Below are 16,520 nucleotides of genomic sequence, written 5' to 3'. Positions count from 1 at the left end.
GAGGTAGACCTCCCGGAGGTCTACCTCACGCGCACGGGTCTACCTCGGCGGGGTCGGCCTCCTGGAGAAAATCGCCGAGTGCCAGGCAGACGCTTCCCGCGCGTCTGCTCGCGCCTCAGACCAGGCTGCGCAGCACCGCGACCGCACCGGCCTCGTCGATGCTGCCCGTGACCTCGTCCGCCGCCGCCTTGACCTCGGGCTCGGCGTGGCCCATGGCCACCCCGCGACCGGCCCAGCGCAGCATGTCGATGTCGTTGCTGCCGTCGCCCACGGCCACGGTCGCGCCCGGAGCCACGCCGAGCAGCCCGCGCACGCGCTCCAGGGCGCTCGCCTTGGTCACTCCCAGCGGCGCGATGTCCATCCACGCCGTCCACCCCACGGCGTAGGTGACGTCGCTCAGCCCCAGGGAGCCGGCCAGCGCGCTGAACTCCGCGCTCGTCGACCCCGGGTTGCGCACCACGACACGCGTGACCTCGCCCGACCACAGCTCCTCGAAGTCGACGACGTCGTGCACGCCGTCGAGCTCGCCGTGCGGGAAGAGGTCGTTCATGCGGAAGCCGATCCCGACGTCCTCGACCGCGAAGAGCGCGTCCGGGAGCTGGTCGCGCAGCAGGCGCAGCGCGTTCTCCGGGTTGAACGTGATCATCTCGTCGACCACGTAGCCCGTGGGCGACGCGTCGTCGAAGCGGGCCGTCACGGCGCCGTTCGAGCACACCATGTACCCCTCGGAGAGGCCCAGGCGCTCGGCGATGGGCAGCACCGCGATGAGCGACCGGCCCGACGACAGCAGCACGTGGTGCCCCGCCGCGCGCACGGCCGCGATCGCGTCCGCGACACCGTCGCTCAGGACGTCGTCGTGGCTCAGGATCGTCCCGTCGATGTCGAGCGCGACGAGCAGCGGCCCCTCCCCCGGGCGGGCCGGGTTCGCGGCACCGGCAGTGCCCGGGCGTCCCTCCGTGCCCGACGGCGCCACCCCGCCCGGGTGCGACGGCGCGCCCGCGGGAGCGACGTCGTCGGGCTGGGGGGTGCTCGTGGTGACCGTGCTGTCCGGCGTGCCCGTCACGCCGTGCCCTTCGACGAGCCCGACGCGACCACCGGCTCCAGGACCTCGAGCCCGCCCAGGTAGGGCCGCAGGCCCTCCGGGACGCGGACCGAGCCGTCGGGCTGCTGGTGGTTCTCGAGGATCGCGACGATCCAGCGCGTCGTGCCCAGCGTGCCGTTGAGCGTCGCGACCGTGCGGGTCTCCGACCTGCCGTCGACCTCGACGCGCTCGCGCACGCCCAGGCGGCGGGCCTGGAACGTCGTGCAGTTCGAGGTCGACGTCAGCTCGAGGTAGCGCTCCTGCGTCGGCAGCCAGGCCTCGCAGTCGAACTTGCGGGCCGCGCTCGACCCCAGGTCGCCCGCGGCCGTGTCGATCACGCGGTACGGCAGCTCGCACTTGCGCAGCATGGCCTCCTCCCAGGCGAGGAGACGCTGGTGCTCGGCCTCGGCGTCGGCCGGGTCGACGTAGCTGAACATCTCGACCTTGTGGAACTGGTGTACGCGGATGATGCCGCGCGTGTCCTTGCCGTACGAGCCGGCCTCGCGGCGGTAGCACGCGCTCCAGCCCGCGTAGCGCTTGGGGCCGTCCGACAGGTCGAGGATCTCGCCCGAGTGGTAGCCCGCGAGCGCGACCTCGCTCGTGCCGACCAGGTACAGGTCGTCGGCCTCGAGGCGGTAGATCTCGTCCGCGTGCTCGCCCAGGAAACCCGTGCCCTGCATGATCTCGGGGCGCACGAGCGTGGGCGTGATGACGGGCGTGAAGCCCTCCTGGAACGCCTGGTCCATGGCCGCGTTGAGCAGCGCGAGCTCGAGGCGGGCCCCGACCCCGGTCAGGTAGTAGAAGCGGGCGCCCGACACCTTGGCACCACGCTCGGTGTCGATAGCGCGCAGGCCCTCGCCCAGCTCGAGGTGGTCGCGGGGCGTGAAACCCTCGGCCGCGAAGTCGCGGATGGTGCCCTCCTCGCGGAGCACGACGTAGTCGTCCTCGCCGCCGGGGGGCGCCCCCTCGATCACGTTCGAGATCTTGTACAGGATCGACTTGAGCTGCGCCTCGGCGTCGTCGGCGTCCTTCTGCCGGGCCTTGACGCCCTCCGCGAGCTGCTTGGTGTGCGCGAGCAGGGCGGTCTTCTCGTCGCCCTTCGCCTGCGCGACCTTCTTGCCCAGGGACTTCTGCTCGGCGCGCATCTGCTCGAAGTCCGTCAGCGCGCTGCGACGGCGGGAGTCGGCGTCGAGCGCCTGGTCCACGAGGGCGGGGTCGTCGCCGCGAGCCACCTGGCTGGCGCGGACGACGTCGGGGTTGTCGCGCAGAAGTCGAAGATCGATCACCACTAGAGGGTATCCAACGTGCGGGAGGGCGCGGCACGGCCCCGCCGAGGGTGACGCGCGGAGGCGCCGACGGTGACGTCCGGGACCGCCGACGGTGACGCGCCGCGGCGCCGACGGTGACGCCCAGGACCGCCGACGGTGACCGTCACGTCGCCCTCGGCAGGCAGGCCCGTCACCCCCGGCAGGCAGGTCCGTCACCCCCGGCAGCCAGGTCCGTCACCCCCGGCAGGCAGGTCCGTCACCCCCGGCAGCCAGGTCCGTCACCCTCGGCGAGCAGGCACGTCACCCCCGGCGGCCCAGCGGGATCACCAGCGGCGTCCCCGTGACCGGGTCGTCGATGATCGTGCAGCGCAGCCCGAACACCTCCTCGACCAGCTCGGCCGTCACGATCTCGCCCGGCGCCCCCTGCGCCACCACGGCCCCGTCCTTCATCGCGACGAGGTGCGTCGCGTAGCGGCAGGCATGGTTGAGGTCGTGCAGCACCGCGACGAGCGTGCGGCCCTCGCGGTTGAGGTCGCCGAACAGCTCGAGCAGCTCGATCTGGTGCGCGATGTCGAGGAACGTCGTGGGCTCGTCGAGCAGCAGCAGCTCGGTCTCCTGCGCGAGCACCATCGACACCCACACACGTTGGCGCTGCCCGCCGGACAGCTCGTCGACGGGCCGCGCCGACAGCGGCGTGACCTGCGTGGCCGCGAGCGCCCGCACGACGGCGTCCTCGTCCTCGCGCGACCACTGCCGCAGGAGCTTCTGGTGCGGGTAGCGGCCGCGGGCCACGAGGTCGGCGACGGTGATGCCGTCGGGCGCGATCGACGTCTGGGGCAGGAGCCCGAGCCGCCGCGCGACCTCCTTGGCCTTGTACGACGTGATGGTCTTCCCGTCGAGCACGACCTGCCCGGCGCTCGGGGTGAGCAGCCGCGACAGGGCGCGCAGCAGGGTCGACTTGCCGCACGCGTTGGGCCCGACGATGACGGTGAAGGACCGGTCGGGGATCGCGACGTCGAGCCCTTGGGACACGATGCGTTCGTGGTACCCGATGCTGAGCCCTTGGGCGCGCAGCCGGGGCTCGTTGGGCGGCGCGAGGGCGGCCGGCCCGACGGCGGGGCTCGCCGCAGGTGCGTCGGCCACGGCGGGGGTCGGGGTGGCCGGGGTCGTGGTCGTGGCGGTCATCGCCGTCTCCTCGGGAGGGGTGGGGCTGGTCGGGGGTGCGCTGGTGACCGGCGCGGCCAGGCGCGGGGCGGGCCGAGCAGGGGGGCTCACTGCCGCCTCGCCTCCCGGGCGAGCAGCCACACGAGGTAGCAGCCGCCGATGCTGACGGTCACGACGCCCACGGGGAGCTGCGTGGGCGCGAACGCCCGCTGCGCGACGAGGTCGCTCGCGGCGAGCAGCGCGGCCCCCATGGCGGCCGACGACGCGAGGCCGACGGTCGCGCCGCGCGTGAGCCGCCGGGCGAGCTGGGGCGCGGCGAGCGAGATGAACGCGATCGGTCCGGCCGCGGCCGTGACGAGCGCGGTGAGCGCGACCCCCACGACGACGAGCGAGAGCCGCGTGCGTTCGGAGCGGACCCCGAGGGCTTGTGCGGCGTCGTCGCCCATCTCGAGGACGTCCATGCGTCGCCCCAGGAGGAACAGGGGCGGCACGAGAACCGCGAGGATGAGCACGACGGGGAGCACCTGGGTCCAGGACAGCCCGTTGAGGCTGCCCGCTCCCCAGGTTGCGGCGGCCATGGCCCGCGCGAGGTCGGCCTTGAGGATGAGCCACGTGTTGACGGATGCCAGCATGGCGCTGATCGCGATGCCGACGATGATGAGCCGGAACCCCTGGACGCCGTTCTTGTACGCGAGCAGGTAGACGATGCCCGCGGTCACGAGCCCGCCGATCATGGCCCCGGCGGCGACGGCGCTGTACGAGCCGCCGAGCAGGAGGATCACGACGAGCGCCCCGGTGTACGCCCCCGTGTTGAACCCGATGATGTCGGGGCTGCCGAGGGGGTTGCGGGTCAGGGACTGGAAGATCGCGCCGCTCATCCCGAGGGCACCGCCGAGCAGGATCGCGAGCAGGACGCGCGGGAGGCGCCACTCGACGACGACCATGCGGATCACCTCGGGGGCTTCGCCGGTGAGGGCGCGCAGCACGTCGGGCACGGCGACCGCGTAGTCGCCGACGCCGAGCGCGACGACGCCCACGGCCGCGGCGAGCACGACGAGCACGAGGGTCACGACGGCGGCGCGCACGTCGAGGCGTGCGGAGAACCGTCCGCGGCGCGAGCGCACGACGCGCGTGGGGCGTCCGAAGTCGAGGCGGGCACCGGGCACACCGGACCCCGGGGCACCCGAGGCACCCGGGGCACGGCCTGCCACGCGGGCGGCCTCGTCCGCGGGCGGCCTCTGCACAGGAGTCGTCACAGCCCGCTCACCTGCCTGCGTCGCACGAGCCAGATGAGGACGGGGGCGCCGACGAACGCGGTCACGATGCCGACCTGCAGCTCGGCGGGCCGCAGGACCAGGCGCGCTGCGACGTCGGACACCAGGAGCAGGATCGGCGACATGACGAGCGTGTAGGACAGGATCCACCGCTGGTCGGGGCCCACGATCCAGCGCGCGACGTGCGGGACCATGAGCCCCACGAACCCGATGGGGCCCGCGGCGGCCGTCGCCGCCCCGCACAGGAGCGTGACCGCGACGACCACGATCGTGCGGGTGCGGTGGATGCTGGCCCCGAGGGACCGCGCGAGGTCGTCGCCGAGCGCGACCGCGTTGAGCGGGCGCGCCGCGACGACCGCGAGCACGACGCCCACGAGGATGAACGGCGTGACCGTCCCGACCATCTCCCACGAGCGGTTGCTGAGCGTGCCCGCGCCCCAGTAGCGCATCTTGTCGAAGACCTGCGGGTTGAGCAGCGTGATCCCCGACGAGATCCCGCCCAGCACGGCGCCGATCGAGATGCCGGCGAGCGTGAGCCGGATCGGCGTCGCTCCCCCGCGCCCGAGCGAGCCGATGAGGTAGACCACGACGGTCGTCACGACGGCCCCGAGGAACGCGAACCAGATGTACTGCTGGATGTTGACGACGCCGAACGTCGCGACCCCGAGCACCACGGCGAACCCTGCCCCCGCGTTGACGCCCAGGATGCCGGGGTCGGCGAGCGGGTTGCGGGTCAGCGCCTGGATCAGCGCGCCCGAGAGCCCGAGCGCGACGCCCACCAGCAGGCCCAGGGCCGTGCGGGGCAGGCGCAGGTCGCGCAGGATGACCACGTCGTTCGGGTCGGCGCCGGGCGCGTCGACGAGCGCGGACCACACCGAGGCGAGCGGGATCGTCTTGGAGCCCACGGCGAGGCTCACGAAGACCATCACGACCAGGACCCCGACGGCGACGAGCAGCCAGGCGGTGCGGGTCGCGTTGGTCGCGGCGAGGCCGGGCGCCTTCTCGGGAGTGCTCGCGGCCCGGGCCTCGCCGGCCACAGGCTCGTCGGGCACGGCCTCGCCGGCCACAGGCTCGTCGGGCACGGCCTCGCCGGCCACAGGCTCGTCGGGCGCGCGCGCGGGAGCGCGTTCGGTCGTCGTCATCTCACAGCCCCAGCGACTCGAGCTTGTCGAAGTACTCGTCGGTGATCTCTTCCTCGTCGCGCTCCTCGTCCGCCCACAGGGCGTCGATCCACGCCTTGACGCTCGGGTCGAGGTTCTCCCAGCGCTCCTCCCACTCCTCGCCGCCGGCGGTCCAGTACCCGATGGTCTTGTAGGCCGTGACGGGCAGACCGCGCTCGTGGCGCAGGTACCTGCGGACGGCGCGCAGCACCTTGGTCTCGCCCGCGAACCAGACGTACCCGGCGCCGTCGGGCAGGTCGATGCTCCGCAGGATCTCCTCGAGCCGGCACGGCCCGTGGCCGTTGCCGCCGTAGACCCACGCGATCTCGACGTCGGGGTTCACGGGGAAGGACTGGCGGTGGCCCGCGTCGGGCACCTCGACGACGACGCGCGTGCGCACGCCCGCCGGGGCCTGCTCGATCAGCCGGCCGACCGCGGGCAGGCCCGTCGCGTCCGCGAGGAGGACCTGCCACGCGAGGTCCGCGGGCGGGTCGTACAGCCCGCGCGGGGAGTTCAGCCCGACGACGTCGCCCGGCTTGGCCTGCTGGGCCCAGGTCGCGGCGACTCCCCCGTCGTGGACGACGAAGTCGATCACGACCAGGCCCGGTGAGGGCACGGCACGGATCGTGTAGGTCCGCATGGGCGAGGGGACGACGCCCTCGGGGTAGTCCCACGAGTCCTCGGTCGCGAACGGCAGGACCGGCTCGGCCTCGCCCGGCGAGGGGAGGAACAGGCGCACGTACTCGTCGCCGACGCCCGTGGACCCGAAGTCCGCGAGGCCCTCGCCGCCGAGCGTGACCCGGATCATGCCGGCGGTCAGGCGCTCGACGGCCACGACCTCGGCGCGGTGGATGCGCATCACGGCAGCAGCGCCTTCTCGACGACCTCGAGGAACGCGTACTGGCCGCTGGGCGAGCCGTAGATCATCTCCATGTCGTGCACGGCGACGTTCCCGTTCGCGACGAACGGCAGCGACGTCCACAGGCCGTTGCCCGCGAGCTCGGCGAACGGGTCGGTGAGCTCGCCCGTCTTCTCGTCGGGGGCCGTCGAGGTGAAGACCCAGTCGATGCCCGCGAGCTGCTCGAGCTGCTCGGTGCCGAGCGTCGTGCCCTCCTCGGGCTCGACGAGGGGCGTGATCCTGAGGCCGAGGTCCTTGAAGACGAGGCAGGGCGTGCCGTAGCAGGACGTGATGACCTCGCCGTCGCCGTACCCGACCGGCCCGACGACCGGGTCGATGCCGGCCGCGGCGAGACGTGCCTTCACGTCGTCGACCTTGGCCTGGTACTTCGCGGTCCAGGCGTCGTGCTCGGCGACCTTGTCGAACGCCTTCGCGACCTCGGCGAAGCTCTCGCGCCAGTCGCGGCCGTCGAACCCGTTGAAGCTGTACGTCGGGGCGATGTCGGGGAGCTTGGTCACGAGCTCGTCGTCGTAGCCCAGACCGTTGAGGATCACGTCGGGCTCGGCCGCGAGGATCTCCTCGTAGTTGTACTCGGGGAAGTTCTCGAACGTCTTGATGCCCTCGAGCGCCTTCTGGTCGAAGAACGACGGGAAGGTCGTGTACCCCTGCGAGCGGATCGGCTGGGAGTCCGCGAGCGGGATGCCGAGCGTGATCAGCATGTCGAGGTCGGTCGTGTAGACGCCGAGCGCGGCCTGCGGGTCGGTCGGGATCGTGGTCTCGCCGAACGCGCTGTCGACCGTGCGGGTCTCGGCCTCGCCGGAGCCGGAGCCCGCGTCGGTGCCCGAGGCGCACGCACCGAGCAGCAGGGCGACCGTCGCCGCGGAGGCGGCGACCAGGGCTGAGCGGGCGGTACGGGTGGTGCGTGGGGTGCGTGTGGTCATGGGACGTCCTGGTTCGGGAGGGGCCGCGCAGGTCGCGGCGGGTGGAGGTGGGGTGGCGGGTGGGGCCGCAGGGTCGCGGCGCGGGTCGGCCGGGCCGGGTCTGCCGGGCCGGGTCGGGTCGTGGCGGGCCGGGTCGTGGCGAGCCTCATGGCCGGGGCCGGGGCCCAGGGTCAGAGGAGGCGCGCTGCCTCGCGCAGGTCCTCCGCGAAGACCTGCGCCGTCAGGGCGAGCCCGAAGTTGCGGTCGTAGCGGAGCTCGGCGACGCGGCCCGCCTGGACGGCGGGCACGGCCTGCCAGGCAGGGTTGGTCGTCGCCGGGTCGTCGGGGTTCTGGAGCACGACCAGGTCGGCGCCGTGGAAGACGTCGAGGTTCTCGAACGAGTACCTCGACACCGAGCCGTTGCTCTGCCCGGCCTCGGGGACCACGAGGTCCATGCCGACGTCGCGCGCGATGCCCGAGCAGAAGCTGTCGGGCTCCTGGATCCAGAAGCCCTCCTCGTCGGCGCCCGCGATGACGACCGTGCGTCCGGCGACGAGCGGGGCGATCTCGGCGGCGACGTCCGCGACCGTGGCGTCGTAGGCGTCGATCGCGTCGGTCGCCTGCTTCTCGCGACCGAACGCGGCGAGCTGGCGCCGCAGCGACCCCTTCCAGTCGGGGTCGTCGTCGCCGACGACGAGGACGGGCGCGATGCCGTCGGCCAGCAGCTCGTTCTCCTGGTAGTAGGTCCACCACCCCGCGCCGACGACGAGCATGTCGGGCTGGTGGGACAGGATCGACTCCGCGTTGGGCTCGATGTTGGAGCCGCCGAGGCGCTCGACCCCCTTCGGGAGGTGCGCCATGAGGTGGCTCTCGTCCGACCACTCGGTCGCCACGATCGGCAGGCCGGCGAGGAGCGCGAACTCGAGGCCCGCACGGGCCTCCAGGACGACGACCCGCTCGGGGTGCAGGGGGAGGTCGGTGCGGTAGCCGTCGTGCTCGAAGGGCTGGGTCTCCCCGCCCGCGACCGCGGACCCGGACTGCCCGTCGCCGCACGCGGCGAGGATCCCGGCGACCGTCAGGGCCCCGGCGCCGATCAGGAAGTCGCGCCGGGTGATCGCCGCGACGATCCGCTGCCACTGTTCCTCGGCGACCGGATGGGGCGTCACGTCGGAGATGTCGGGGTGGGCAGGCAGGACGAGGGTCACAGGTGTGCTCCTGGGCAGGTGGCGGCGGCGCGGCGGTCGTCGCCAGGAGTGGTTAGGTATCCCTACCCTAACCAGGCCCGTGGCTGCGGGACCGGCCGATCATCGCCACCAGCGGCCAGGGGATGTTCCGCATCGGCCCTCACCGAGGCCACGTACCAGCCCGGCGTGTGACCGAGCACCCGCCGGAACGACTGCACGAACGCGCTCGGCGTCCGGTACCCGACCCTGCGCCCGACCGTCCCCACCGGCATCCCGCCCGCGAGCAGCCCGATCGCGACCCGGACCCGCGCGTGGATGCGCCACTGCGCGAACGTCATGCCCGTCTCCCGGTGGAACAGCCGGGAGAAGTTGCGCACGCTCACCGACACCTCGCGCGCCCACGCCTCGAGCGACCGCGTGTCGGCAGGGTCGTCCAGCAGACGCCTGGCGACCGACGCCAGGCGCGCGTCCGAGGGCATGGGCAGCACCATGGGCGTGACGTCCACGGGAGACAGGAGGTCGACGACGACACGCTCGCTGCGCCGTCGGGCCGCCGGGGCCATGTCGCGCTGCGACAGGTGGACCATGAGCTCGCGCGCCGCGGGCGGGACCGAGACCGCGGTGGTGCGGTGCGCGCGGTCGAGGACCGCGACGAACGGGTCGTCCGCGGGCTCCGGGCCCGACGCCGGCAGCGCGGGCGAGGCCGCCACGTCCGCGTCCACGTACGTGCAGTAGAAGCCCGTGCCGCCGGCCGTCTGGACCGCGTGCGCGACGCCCGCGGGGATCCACAGGCCGATCGTCGGCGGGACCGCGAAGAAGCCGTGCTCGGTCTCGACCGTCAGCACGCCCTGCGTGCCCCACAGCAGCTCGTGGAACGCGTGCACGTGCACGGGCCACAGGCCCGGCGTGCTGGGCGGGAAGTGCGACGTCGACACGGACCGGACCTCGCGCGCCGCCGCGAGGAGCGCGGCGCCCTCGGCGGCGTCGGAGTCGCAGGGGCCGCCGGTGATCCCGGGGCCGCCGGTGGTCCCCGGGCCGCCGCCCGGGAGGCGGACGGGCACGAGGGGAGCGGAGGAGGCCTGGCCGATGAGCGACATGATTGGGCAGGCTATCCCACATCGGCTCAGGAAGGTAAGCATTACCTTAGCAAGCATGCCCCTCCGACCTCGCCGTCCCGCACGCCCGGAGCCGGGCTCTCCTCCCCCGCCGACAGGTGTCGACGCGCCGCCGACGACCGTCGGCGGCATCTTCCGCCTCGTCCTCGCAGGCAACCGCCGGTGGCTCCTGCTGACCGCGGGCGCGAGCGGCTTCATGGTCCACCAGGTCGCCGAGGCTCTCGTGCCCGTGCTCATCGGCGTGGTCGTGGACCGCGCGATCATGCCTCGCGACGGTGCCGCGCTCGGGCTGTGGCTCGGCGTCCTCACGGCCGTCTTCCTCGTCCTGACCATGGCGTGGCGCATCGGCATGCGCTCCACCGTCCGCGCGTTCTCGTTCGCGGCGCACGACCTGCGCCAGCTCACCGTCGCGCGCATCCTCGACCCGCGCGGCATGGCCCGGCGCCGCGCCGCGGGCGAGACCCTGACCATCGCCTCCTCCGACACGAACCGTGTCGCAGGGATCGCCTGGCTCGTCACCGGACAGCTCGGCGCGCTCGCCGCGATCGGCACGACCGCCGCGAGCCTCCTGCTCGTCTCCGTCCCGCTCGGCGTCGCTGTCCTCGTCGCTACCCCCGTGATGCTGCTCGTCATGCACCGGCTGTCCGTGCCGCTCGAGGCCCGCAGCGAGGCCGAGCAGGAGACCGCTGCGCGCGCCGGCAGCCTCGCGACCGACCTCGTCACCGGCCTGCGCGTCCTCAAGGGCCTGGGCGCCGAGGAGGCCGCCGCCGACCGCTACCGCCGCGCGAGCCGGGGCTCCCTCGGGGCCGCGCTCCGCGCCGTCCGCTCCCGCGCCGCGTACCAGGCCGTCAGCGAGGTGCTCTCGGTCGTGTTCCTCGCCGTGGTCGCGCTGTTCGCGGGCCGCATGGCGCTCGCCGGGCAGATCACCGTGGGCGAGCTCGTCGCCGTCGTGGGGCTCGCCCAGTTCGTCCAGGAGCCCATGTCCCGGACCGGGTTCCTCGGCGTCGAGCTCGCACAGAAGCGGGCGTCCGCACGGCGCCTGCTCCGCCTGCTCGGCGAGCCGACCGTCCACAGCCCTGCGGCCGGGCCCGTGGGCGCGGGTGCGGGCGCGGGCGCGGTGCCGCCGGGCGGCGCGGTGCCGCCGGGCGGCGCGGTGACCCTCGCCGGGATCTTCGGCGGCTCCGAGGTCCCACCCGTCACGGTCCGCCGCGGCCAGGTCGTGGGCGTCGTCGTGCCCGACGCCGAAGACGCGGCCGCGCTCGTCGACGTCCTCGGGTGCCGCGCGCCCGCCCCACCCGGAGCCGTCGTCGTCGACGGGACCGACCTCTCGACGCTCGACCCCGCGACCGGACGCACGCTCGTCTTCGCGGCCCGGCACGACGCGTCGCTGTTCAGCACGAGCGTGCGCGCCAACCTCGCGCCCGACGGCCCGCTCGACCCGCGCGCGCTCGACGCCTCGGGGACGACCGAGGTCCTCGGGCACCTGCCCGACGGCCTCGACACCCACCTGACCGGCCGCGGCCAGCACCTGTCCGGCGGGCAGCGCCAACGCCTCGTCCTCGGCCGGGCCCTGCACCGCCCCGAACCCGTGCTCGTGCTGCACGACCCGACGACCGCCGTCGACACCGTGACCGAGGCCCGGATCGCCGCGGCGCTCCGGACGATGCCCGACCGCGCGCTGCTGCTCGTCACGACCAGCCCGACGCTGCTCGCGGTGTGCGACCAAGTGGTGGTCGCTGTGAGCGCCGGCGGTGCTGGCCCGGACGGCACGGCTGGTGCCGGCGCGGCCGGCTCCGACGCCGCTGCCGGCTCCGACGCCGCTGCCGGCTCCGACGCCGGCTCCGACGCCGAGCTGGTCGCCTCGTGAGCGCCGGTACCGCTGCCCGGGTGCCGCGCGTCGCGCCCGCGCACGAGATCCTGCCCGTCGCCACGACCGCCGCGACCAACGCGGCCCTGTGGCGCATGCTCACGCGGCGCCGGTGGCTCTTCGCCGGGACCGTCGCGGTCCTCCTCGCCGGGTCCGTCGCGGGTCTAGCGGCCCCCGCGCTGCTCGGGGCCCTGGTCAACGTCGTGGCGGAGGGCGGCGAGACCTCCGACCTCGTCCGCTACGCGCTGCTCCTCCTCGGAGCCGGCGTGCTGAGCGCCGGGCTCGGCTACCTCGGCCAGACCCTGCTCGCCCGGATCTGCGAGGGAGCCCTCGCCGACCTGCGCGAGGACGTCCTCGCGAGTGCGCTCGACCTGCCCCTCGAACAGGTCGAGCACGCGGGCGTCGGCGACGTCGTCGCGCGCGTCTCGGGAGACGTCGACGCCGTGAGCGAGGCGATCTCGGGCGTGCTGCCCGCGGTCACGTCCGCAGCGTTCACGATCGTCCTGACGCTCGTGGGGCTCGGCGCCCTGGACTGGCGCTTCGCGCTCGCCGCGGTCGCGGCCGCTCCCCTGCAGGTCGTGTCGCTGCGCTGGTTCCTGCGTCGCTCGGGCCCCGTGTACCGGGAGGTGCGTGTCGCCGAGGCGCAGCGCACCGAGCAGGTCATCGAGACCGTCGCGGGCGCGACGACCGTCACGACGCTCGGCCACGGCGACCGGCACGAGGCCCTCGTCGCCCGGTCCTCGCTGCGTGCGATCGACCTCGCGCTGACCGGGATCGGGCTGCTCACCCGGTTCTACAACCGCCTCAACGTCGCCGAGCTGATCGGGCTCGGGGCCGTGCTCACCGTGGGGTTCTGGCTCGTGTCGGGCGACGCCGTGACGGTGGGCGCCGCGACGGCGGCCGCACTGTACTTCCACCGGCTGTTCGGGCCGATCGGGACGGTGCTGGGCGAGTTCGACGAGATCCAGAAGGCGGGTGCGGGGCTCGCACGGCTCGTGGGCGTGACGACGGCGACGGCTGCGACCGCCGAGGGCGACCGGAGCTCCGCCGAAGGTGACGCGCTGTCCGCCCAGGGTGACGCCCCGTTCGCCGAGGGTGACCGCCCTCTTGCCGAGGGCGACGCCCTGTCCGCCCAGGGTGACCACCTCAGCCCGGCGACCTCCTCACGGAGGACGCGCTCCGCCGTCGTGCTCCGGGGCGTGACGTTCGCCTACTCCCCCGGGCACGACGTCGTCGTCGACATCGACCTCGACATCGCCGAGGGCGAGCGTGTCGCGCTCGTCGGGGCGTCAGGAGCGGGCAAGACGTCGGTCGCGAAGCTCGCGATGGGCATCCACCGCCCGACGCGCGGCACGGTCAGGGTGCTCGGCGAGGAACCGGGGCGACGCCGTCGGGCCGTGCAGGACGCCGCCGGCCGACGAGACGGCGCCGCGATGGTGAGCCAGGAGGTCCACGTCTTCAGCGGGACGCTCGCCGAGGACCTGCGCCTCGCGGCCCCCGAAGCGACCGACGACGAGCTGACCGCGGCCCTCGACGCGGTCGAGGCGCACTGGGCCCACGACCTGCCCGACGGCCTCGCCACCATGGTCGGTGCGGGCGGGCTCGACCTGCCGCCCGACCGTGCGCAGCAGCTCGCCCTCGCGCGGATCCTGCTGCTCGACCCGGCGGTCGTCGTGCTCGACGAGGCGACCGCGGAGGTCGGGACCGACGGCGCCGCGACCCTCGACCTGGCCGCCCGGGCAGTGCTGTCCGGGCGGACCGCCGTCGTCATCGCGCACCGGCTCAGCCAGGCCCGGACCGCCGACCGTGTCGTCGTCATGGAGGCTGGGCGGATCGTCGAGTCGGGGACCCACGACGCGCTGTGCGAGGCCGGCGGTCGGTACGCGGAGCTGTGGGCTGCGTGGGAGCGAGGCGCGGCAGACCGCCGAGGATGACCGTTCCACGTGCCGAGGGTGACGGCGCGTCACCCTCGGCGGGCGCGTCCGTCACCCTCGGCAGTCGAGTGCGTCACCTTCGGCGGCCTCGCACGTCACCCCCGGCACACCGAGCGCTACCGTGTCCGACATGGGTTGGGAAATGTGGTTGGGGGTCGCAGCGGTCGCCATCTCCGCCGTCGCGCTCACCGTCGCGACGACGGTCTGGTCGCAGCAGCGGCGCCGACGACGCCTCGACCCCCCGCTCGCGGTCACCGAGGCCCTCGCGGAGGACGTCGGACAGCTCATCGCGTTCGTCGCGAACCCGTCGAAGCCCGCGGTCGCGAACCTCGAACGGACGGTCCGGCGCGTGTGCGCCGAGGCCGACCTGCCCGAACCCCTGTGGCTCGAGACCACGATCGAGGACCCGGGCGTCGGGCAGACCCGCGAGGCCCTGGCCCGCGGCGCCGACATCGTCGTCGCAGTCGGTGGTGACGGCACGGTCCGGGCGGTCGCCGAGGGCATGGTCGGCACCGGCAAGCCCATGGGCCTGGTGCCGCTCGGGACGGGCAACCTCCTCGCGCGCAACCTCGACCTGCCCGTCGCCGACCCGGACGAGGCCCTGCGCATCGTCGTCGCGGGTGCGGACCGCGTGATCGACGTCGGGTGGGCGCGCGTCCTGGAGTTCGCCCAGCCCGACGGCGCCGCGCGCGACCCCGCACGGACCGGCACCTCGGGCACGGGCACGGCGGGCGACGACGCAGCCTCCGGGACCGACGGGGTTCCCGGCGACGCCGACCCGGGCGGGGCCGGCACGACCGGCGCGACCCGCAGGACCGGCGACGCCCTCCCCGAGCAGGACACCGAGACGGCGCACATCTTCCTCGTCATCGCGGGGCTCGGGTTCGACGCCGCGATGGTCGCCGACGCCGACGCGACCCTCAAGGCCAGGGTGGGTTGGGTCGCGTACTTCGTCGCGGGCATCCGCCACCTGCACGGCCGTCGGCTGCGCGCCCAGATCCAGCTCGACGACACGCCACCGGTCAACGCCAAGCTCCGCACGCTGCTGGTCGGGAACTGCGGCAAGCTGCCGGGTGGCATCACGCTCCTGCCCGACGCGGTGCTCGACGACGGCATCCTCGACGTCGCCGCGATCGACACCCGGGGCGGCGTCGTGGGCTGGGCACAGCTGTTCGGCGACGTCGTCATGCAGGGCTTCGGGGTGCGCAACGACCTGCCCGCGAAGATCGGCCGGATCGACCACGCGCGCGCCAAGCGCGTCCGGGTCCGCGTCGAGGGCGGCGAGCAGGCGCAGGTCGACGGCGACCTCCTGGGCAGGGCCGTCGAGCTCGAGGCCTGGGTCGAGCCGGGCGGTCTGGTCGTGCGGACCGCCTGACCGGCAGGCATCATTCGACCTGACGTACCGACCTACCGAGGAGCACCACCCAGATGACCGCACTGCAGGACGCTCCTCGGCCGCCAGGTCTGGCCCCCTCGACCCGCACCCTGCTCAGCCTGGCCGCCGCCGTGATCGTCCTCGCCGGGGTCTACTTCGCGCGCAGCCTGTTCGGCCCGCTGGCTCTCGCCGCGGTCGTGGTCATCATCGTGCAGCCGGTCCGGGCACCGCTCCAGCGGCGCGGGTGGCCCCGGTGGGCGGCCACGACCGCGACGATCGTGGTGGCCTACCTGATCCTGGGCGCGCTCGCGGCGCTCCTCGCGTTCGCGGGCGTGCAGTTCGCGAACCTCGTGGGGCAGTACCTGGACGACCTGTCGGCCATGGTGACGCAGGCCACGACGTGGTTGGAGTCCTTCGGTGTCGAGGGGCAGGTCACGGACGCGGTGACGTCGTGGCTCGACCCGAGCACGCTCGCGGGCTTCGCCGCGACGATCGGGGGGACCGCCATGTCGGTCCTCACGGCCTTCTTCTTCGTGCTCGCCTACGTGATCTTCATGGCCGCCGACGCGACGCGCTACCAGGACGCGCGCTCGCGCTTCGGTGGGCAGCGCCCCGCGACGCTCGACCGCATCACGGCGTACAACTCGGGCGTCCGCCGCTACTTCGTGGTCAACGCGTCGTTCGGAGCGGTCGTCGCGATCATCGACGGCCTCGCGCTGTGGTGGATGGGCGTCCCCGCCCCGGCGGTCTGGGCGATCCTCGCGTTCGTCACCAACTTCGTCCCCAACATCGGGTTCGTGCTCGGCCTGGTCCCCCCGGCGGTCATGGCGCTCGTCGTGGGCGGCTGGCCGCTCGCCCTGGCCGTGGTCGCCGTCTACTGCGTCGTCAACGTGGTCCTGCAGGTGCTGGTGCAGCCCAAGTTCGTGGCCGACGCCGTGAACCTGAGCCTCACGCTGAGCTTCTTCTCGGTGGTGTTCTGGACGCTCGTCATCGGCCCGCTGGGTGCGATCCTCGCGATCCCGCTGACCCTGCTCACCCGGGCGCTCGTCATCGAGGGTGACCCGGGCTCGGCCTGGCTGCGCTACCTGTCGGGGGACACGTCGGCGGCCCCGCCGCCGAACCCGGGCCCGGCGCCGGCCGCGGAACCGACAGACGCAGCGGAACCGGCAGACGCAGCGAACCAGGCCGACGCAGCCGCCGCGGAGGCGTCCTCCGAGGACGCAAGCGACGGGGCGGGCGCCGACGAGGCCCCCGGCGGGCCGACCCCACGATGAGCCGAC

The 16,520-nt window shown here is 73.9% G+C and carries 13 protein-coding genes; 4 read left to right on the top strand and 9 right to left on the bottom strand.

Annotated elements, in window-relative coordinates:
• Positions 1-115: 115 nt before the first annotated feature.
• From ACFVQ3_RS12445 to ACFVQ3_RS12405, 9 genes are all read right to left on the bottom strand, one after another.
• On the bottom strand, positions 116-898 hold the full coding sequence (locus ACFVQ3_RS12445) for an HAD family hydrolase (RefSeq protein WP_387639321.1): 783 nt from the start codon (positions 896-898) through the stop codon (positions 116-118).
• 161 nt (positions 899-1,059) lie between these two features.
• On the bottom strand, positions 1,060-2,367 hold the full coding sequence (gene serS, locus ACFVQ3_RS12440) for a serine--tRNA ligase (RefSeq protein WP_387639307.1): 1,308 nt from the start codon (positions 2,365-2,367) through the stop codon (positions 1,060-1,062).
• Between the two features lie 282 nt (positions 2,368-2,649).
• Positions 2,650-3,534, bottom strand: coding sequence for an ABC transporter ATP-binding protein (locus ACFVQ3_RS12435; protein ID WP_387639304.1), 885 nt, complete (start codon positions 3,532-3,534; stop codon positions 2,650-2,652).
• Positions 3,535-3,620: 86 nt separating this feature from the next.
• Positions 3,621-4,724 carry an iron-enterobactin ABC transporter permease gene (fepG, locus tag ACFVQ3_RS12430; protein WP_387639318.1) on the bottom strand — a complete coding sequence of 368 codons (1,104 nt, stop codon included), beginning with the start codon at positions 4,722-4,724 and terminating at the stop codon, positions 3,621-3,623.
• A 41-nt stretch (positions 4,725-4,765) separates the two neighbouring features.
• A complete protein-coding gene (locus ACFVQ3_RS12425; RefSeq protein ID WP_387639301.1) occupies positions 4,766-5,929 on the bottom strand; it encodes a Fe(3+)-siderophore ABC transporter permease in 1,164 nt (387 codons plus the stop codon).
• A gap of 1 nt (position 5,930) precedes the next feature.
• Entirely contained in the window at positions 5,931-6,806 is an 876-nt protein-coding gene (locus ACFVQ3_RS12420) for a siderophore-interacting protein (protein ID WP_387639317.1), read from the bottom strand.
• Positions 6,806-7,786, bottom strand: a complete 981-nt coding sequence (locus ACFVQ3_RS12415; RefSeq protein ID WP_387639298.1) for an ABC transporter substrate-binding protein — start codon at positions 7,784-7,786, stop codon at positions 6,806-6,808. The genes ACFVQ3_RS12420 and ACFVQ3_RS12415 overlap by 1 nt, the downstream gene beginning before the upstream one ends.
• A 170-nt stretch (positions 7,787-7,956) precedes the next feature.
• Complete coding sequence (locus tag ACFVQ3_RS12410; protein WP_387639295.1) at positions 7,957-8,970, bottom strand: ABC transporter substrate-binding protein; 1,014 nt, start codon at positions 8,968-8,970, stop codon at positions 7,957-7,959.
• 62 nt (positions 8,971-9,032) lie between these two features.
• Positions 9,033-10,046: a helix-turn-helix domain-containing protein gene (locus ACFVQ3_RS12405; protein ID WP_387639292.1), complete on the bottom strand. Its 1,014-nt coding sequence runs from the start codon at positions 10,044-10,046 to the stop codon at positions 9,033-9,035.
• A gap of 55 nt (positions 10,047-10,101) precedes the next feature.
• On the opposite strand from ACFVQ3_RS12405, the gene ACFVQ3_RS12400 reads away from it, so the two are divergent.
• The 4 genes from ACFVQ3_RS12400 (at position 10,102) to ACFVQ3_RS12385 (ending at position 16,514) form a co-directional block, all read left to right on the top strand.
• Entirely contained in the window at positions 10,102-11,931 is a 1,830-nt protein-coding gene (locus ACFVQ3_RS12400; RefSeq protein WP_387639289.1) for an ABC transporter transmembrane domain-containing protein, read from the top strand.
• On the top strand, positions 11,928-13,865 hold the full coding sequence (locus ACFVQ3_RS12395) for an ABC transporter ATP-binding protein (protein ID WP_387639286.1): 1,938 nt from the start codon (positions 11,928-11,930) through the stop codon (positions 13,863-13,865). Before ACFVQ3_RS12400 ends, ACFVQ3_RS12395 begins: the two co-directional genes overlap by 4 nt.
• Before the next feature lie 130 nt (positions 13,866-13,995).
• Complete coding sequence (locus ACFVQ3_RS12390; protein WP_387639284.1) at positions 13,996-15,240, top strand: diacylglycerol/lipid kinase family protein; 1,245 nt, start codon at positions 13,996-13,998, stop codon at positions 15,238-15,240.
• Between the two features lie 53 nt (positions 15,241-15,293).
• Positions 15,294-16,514, top strand: coding sequence for an AI-2E family transporter (locus ACFVQ3_RS12385; protein ID WP_387639281.1), 1,221 nt, complete (start codon positions 15,294-15,296; stop codon positions 16,512-16,514).
• Positions 16,515-16,520: the final 6 nt, after the last annotated feature.

The organism is Oerskovia sp. NPDC057915, from assembly GCF_042887685.1.
GTDB lineage: Bacteria > Actinomycetota > Actinomycetes > Actinomycetales > Cellulomonadaceae > Oerskovia.
Note: the sequence above shows the minus strand (reverse complement) of the source record. Positions and strands in the feature narration are given on the sequence as shown.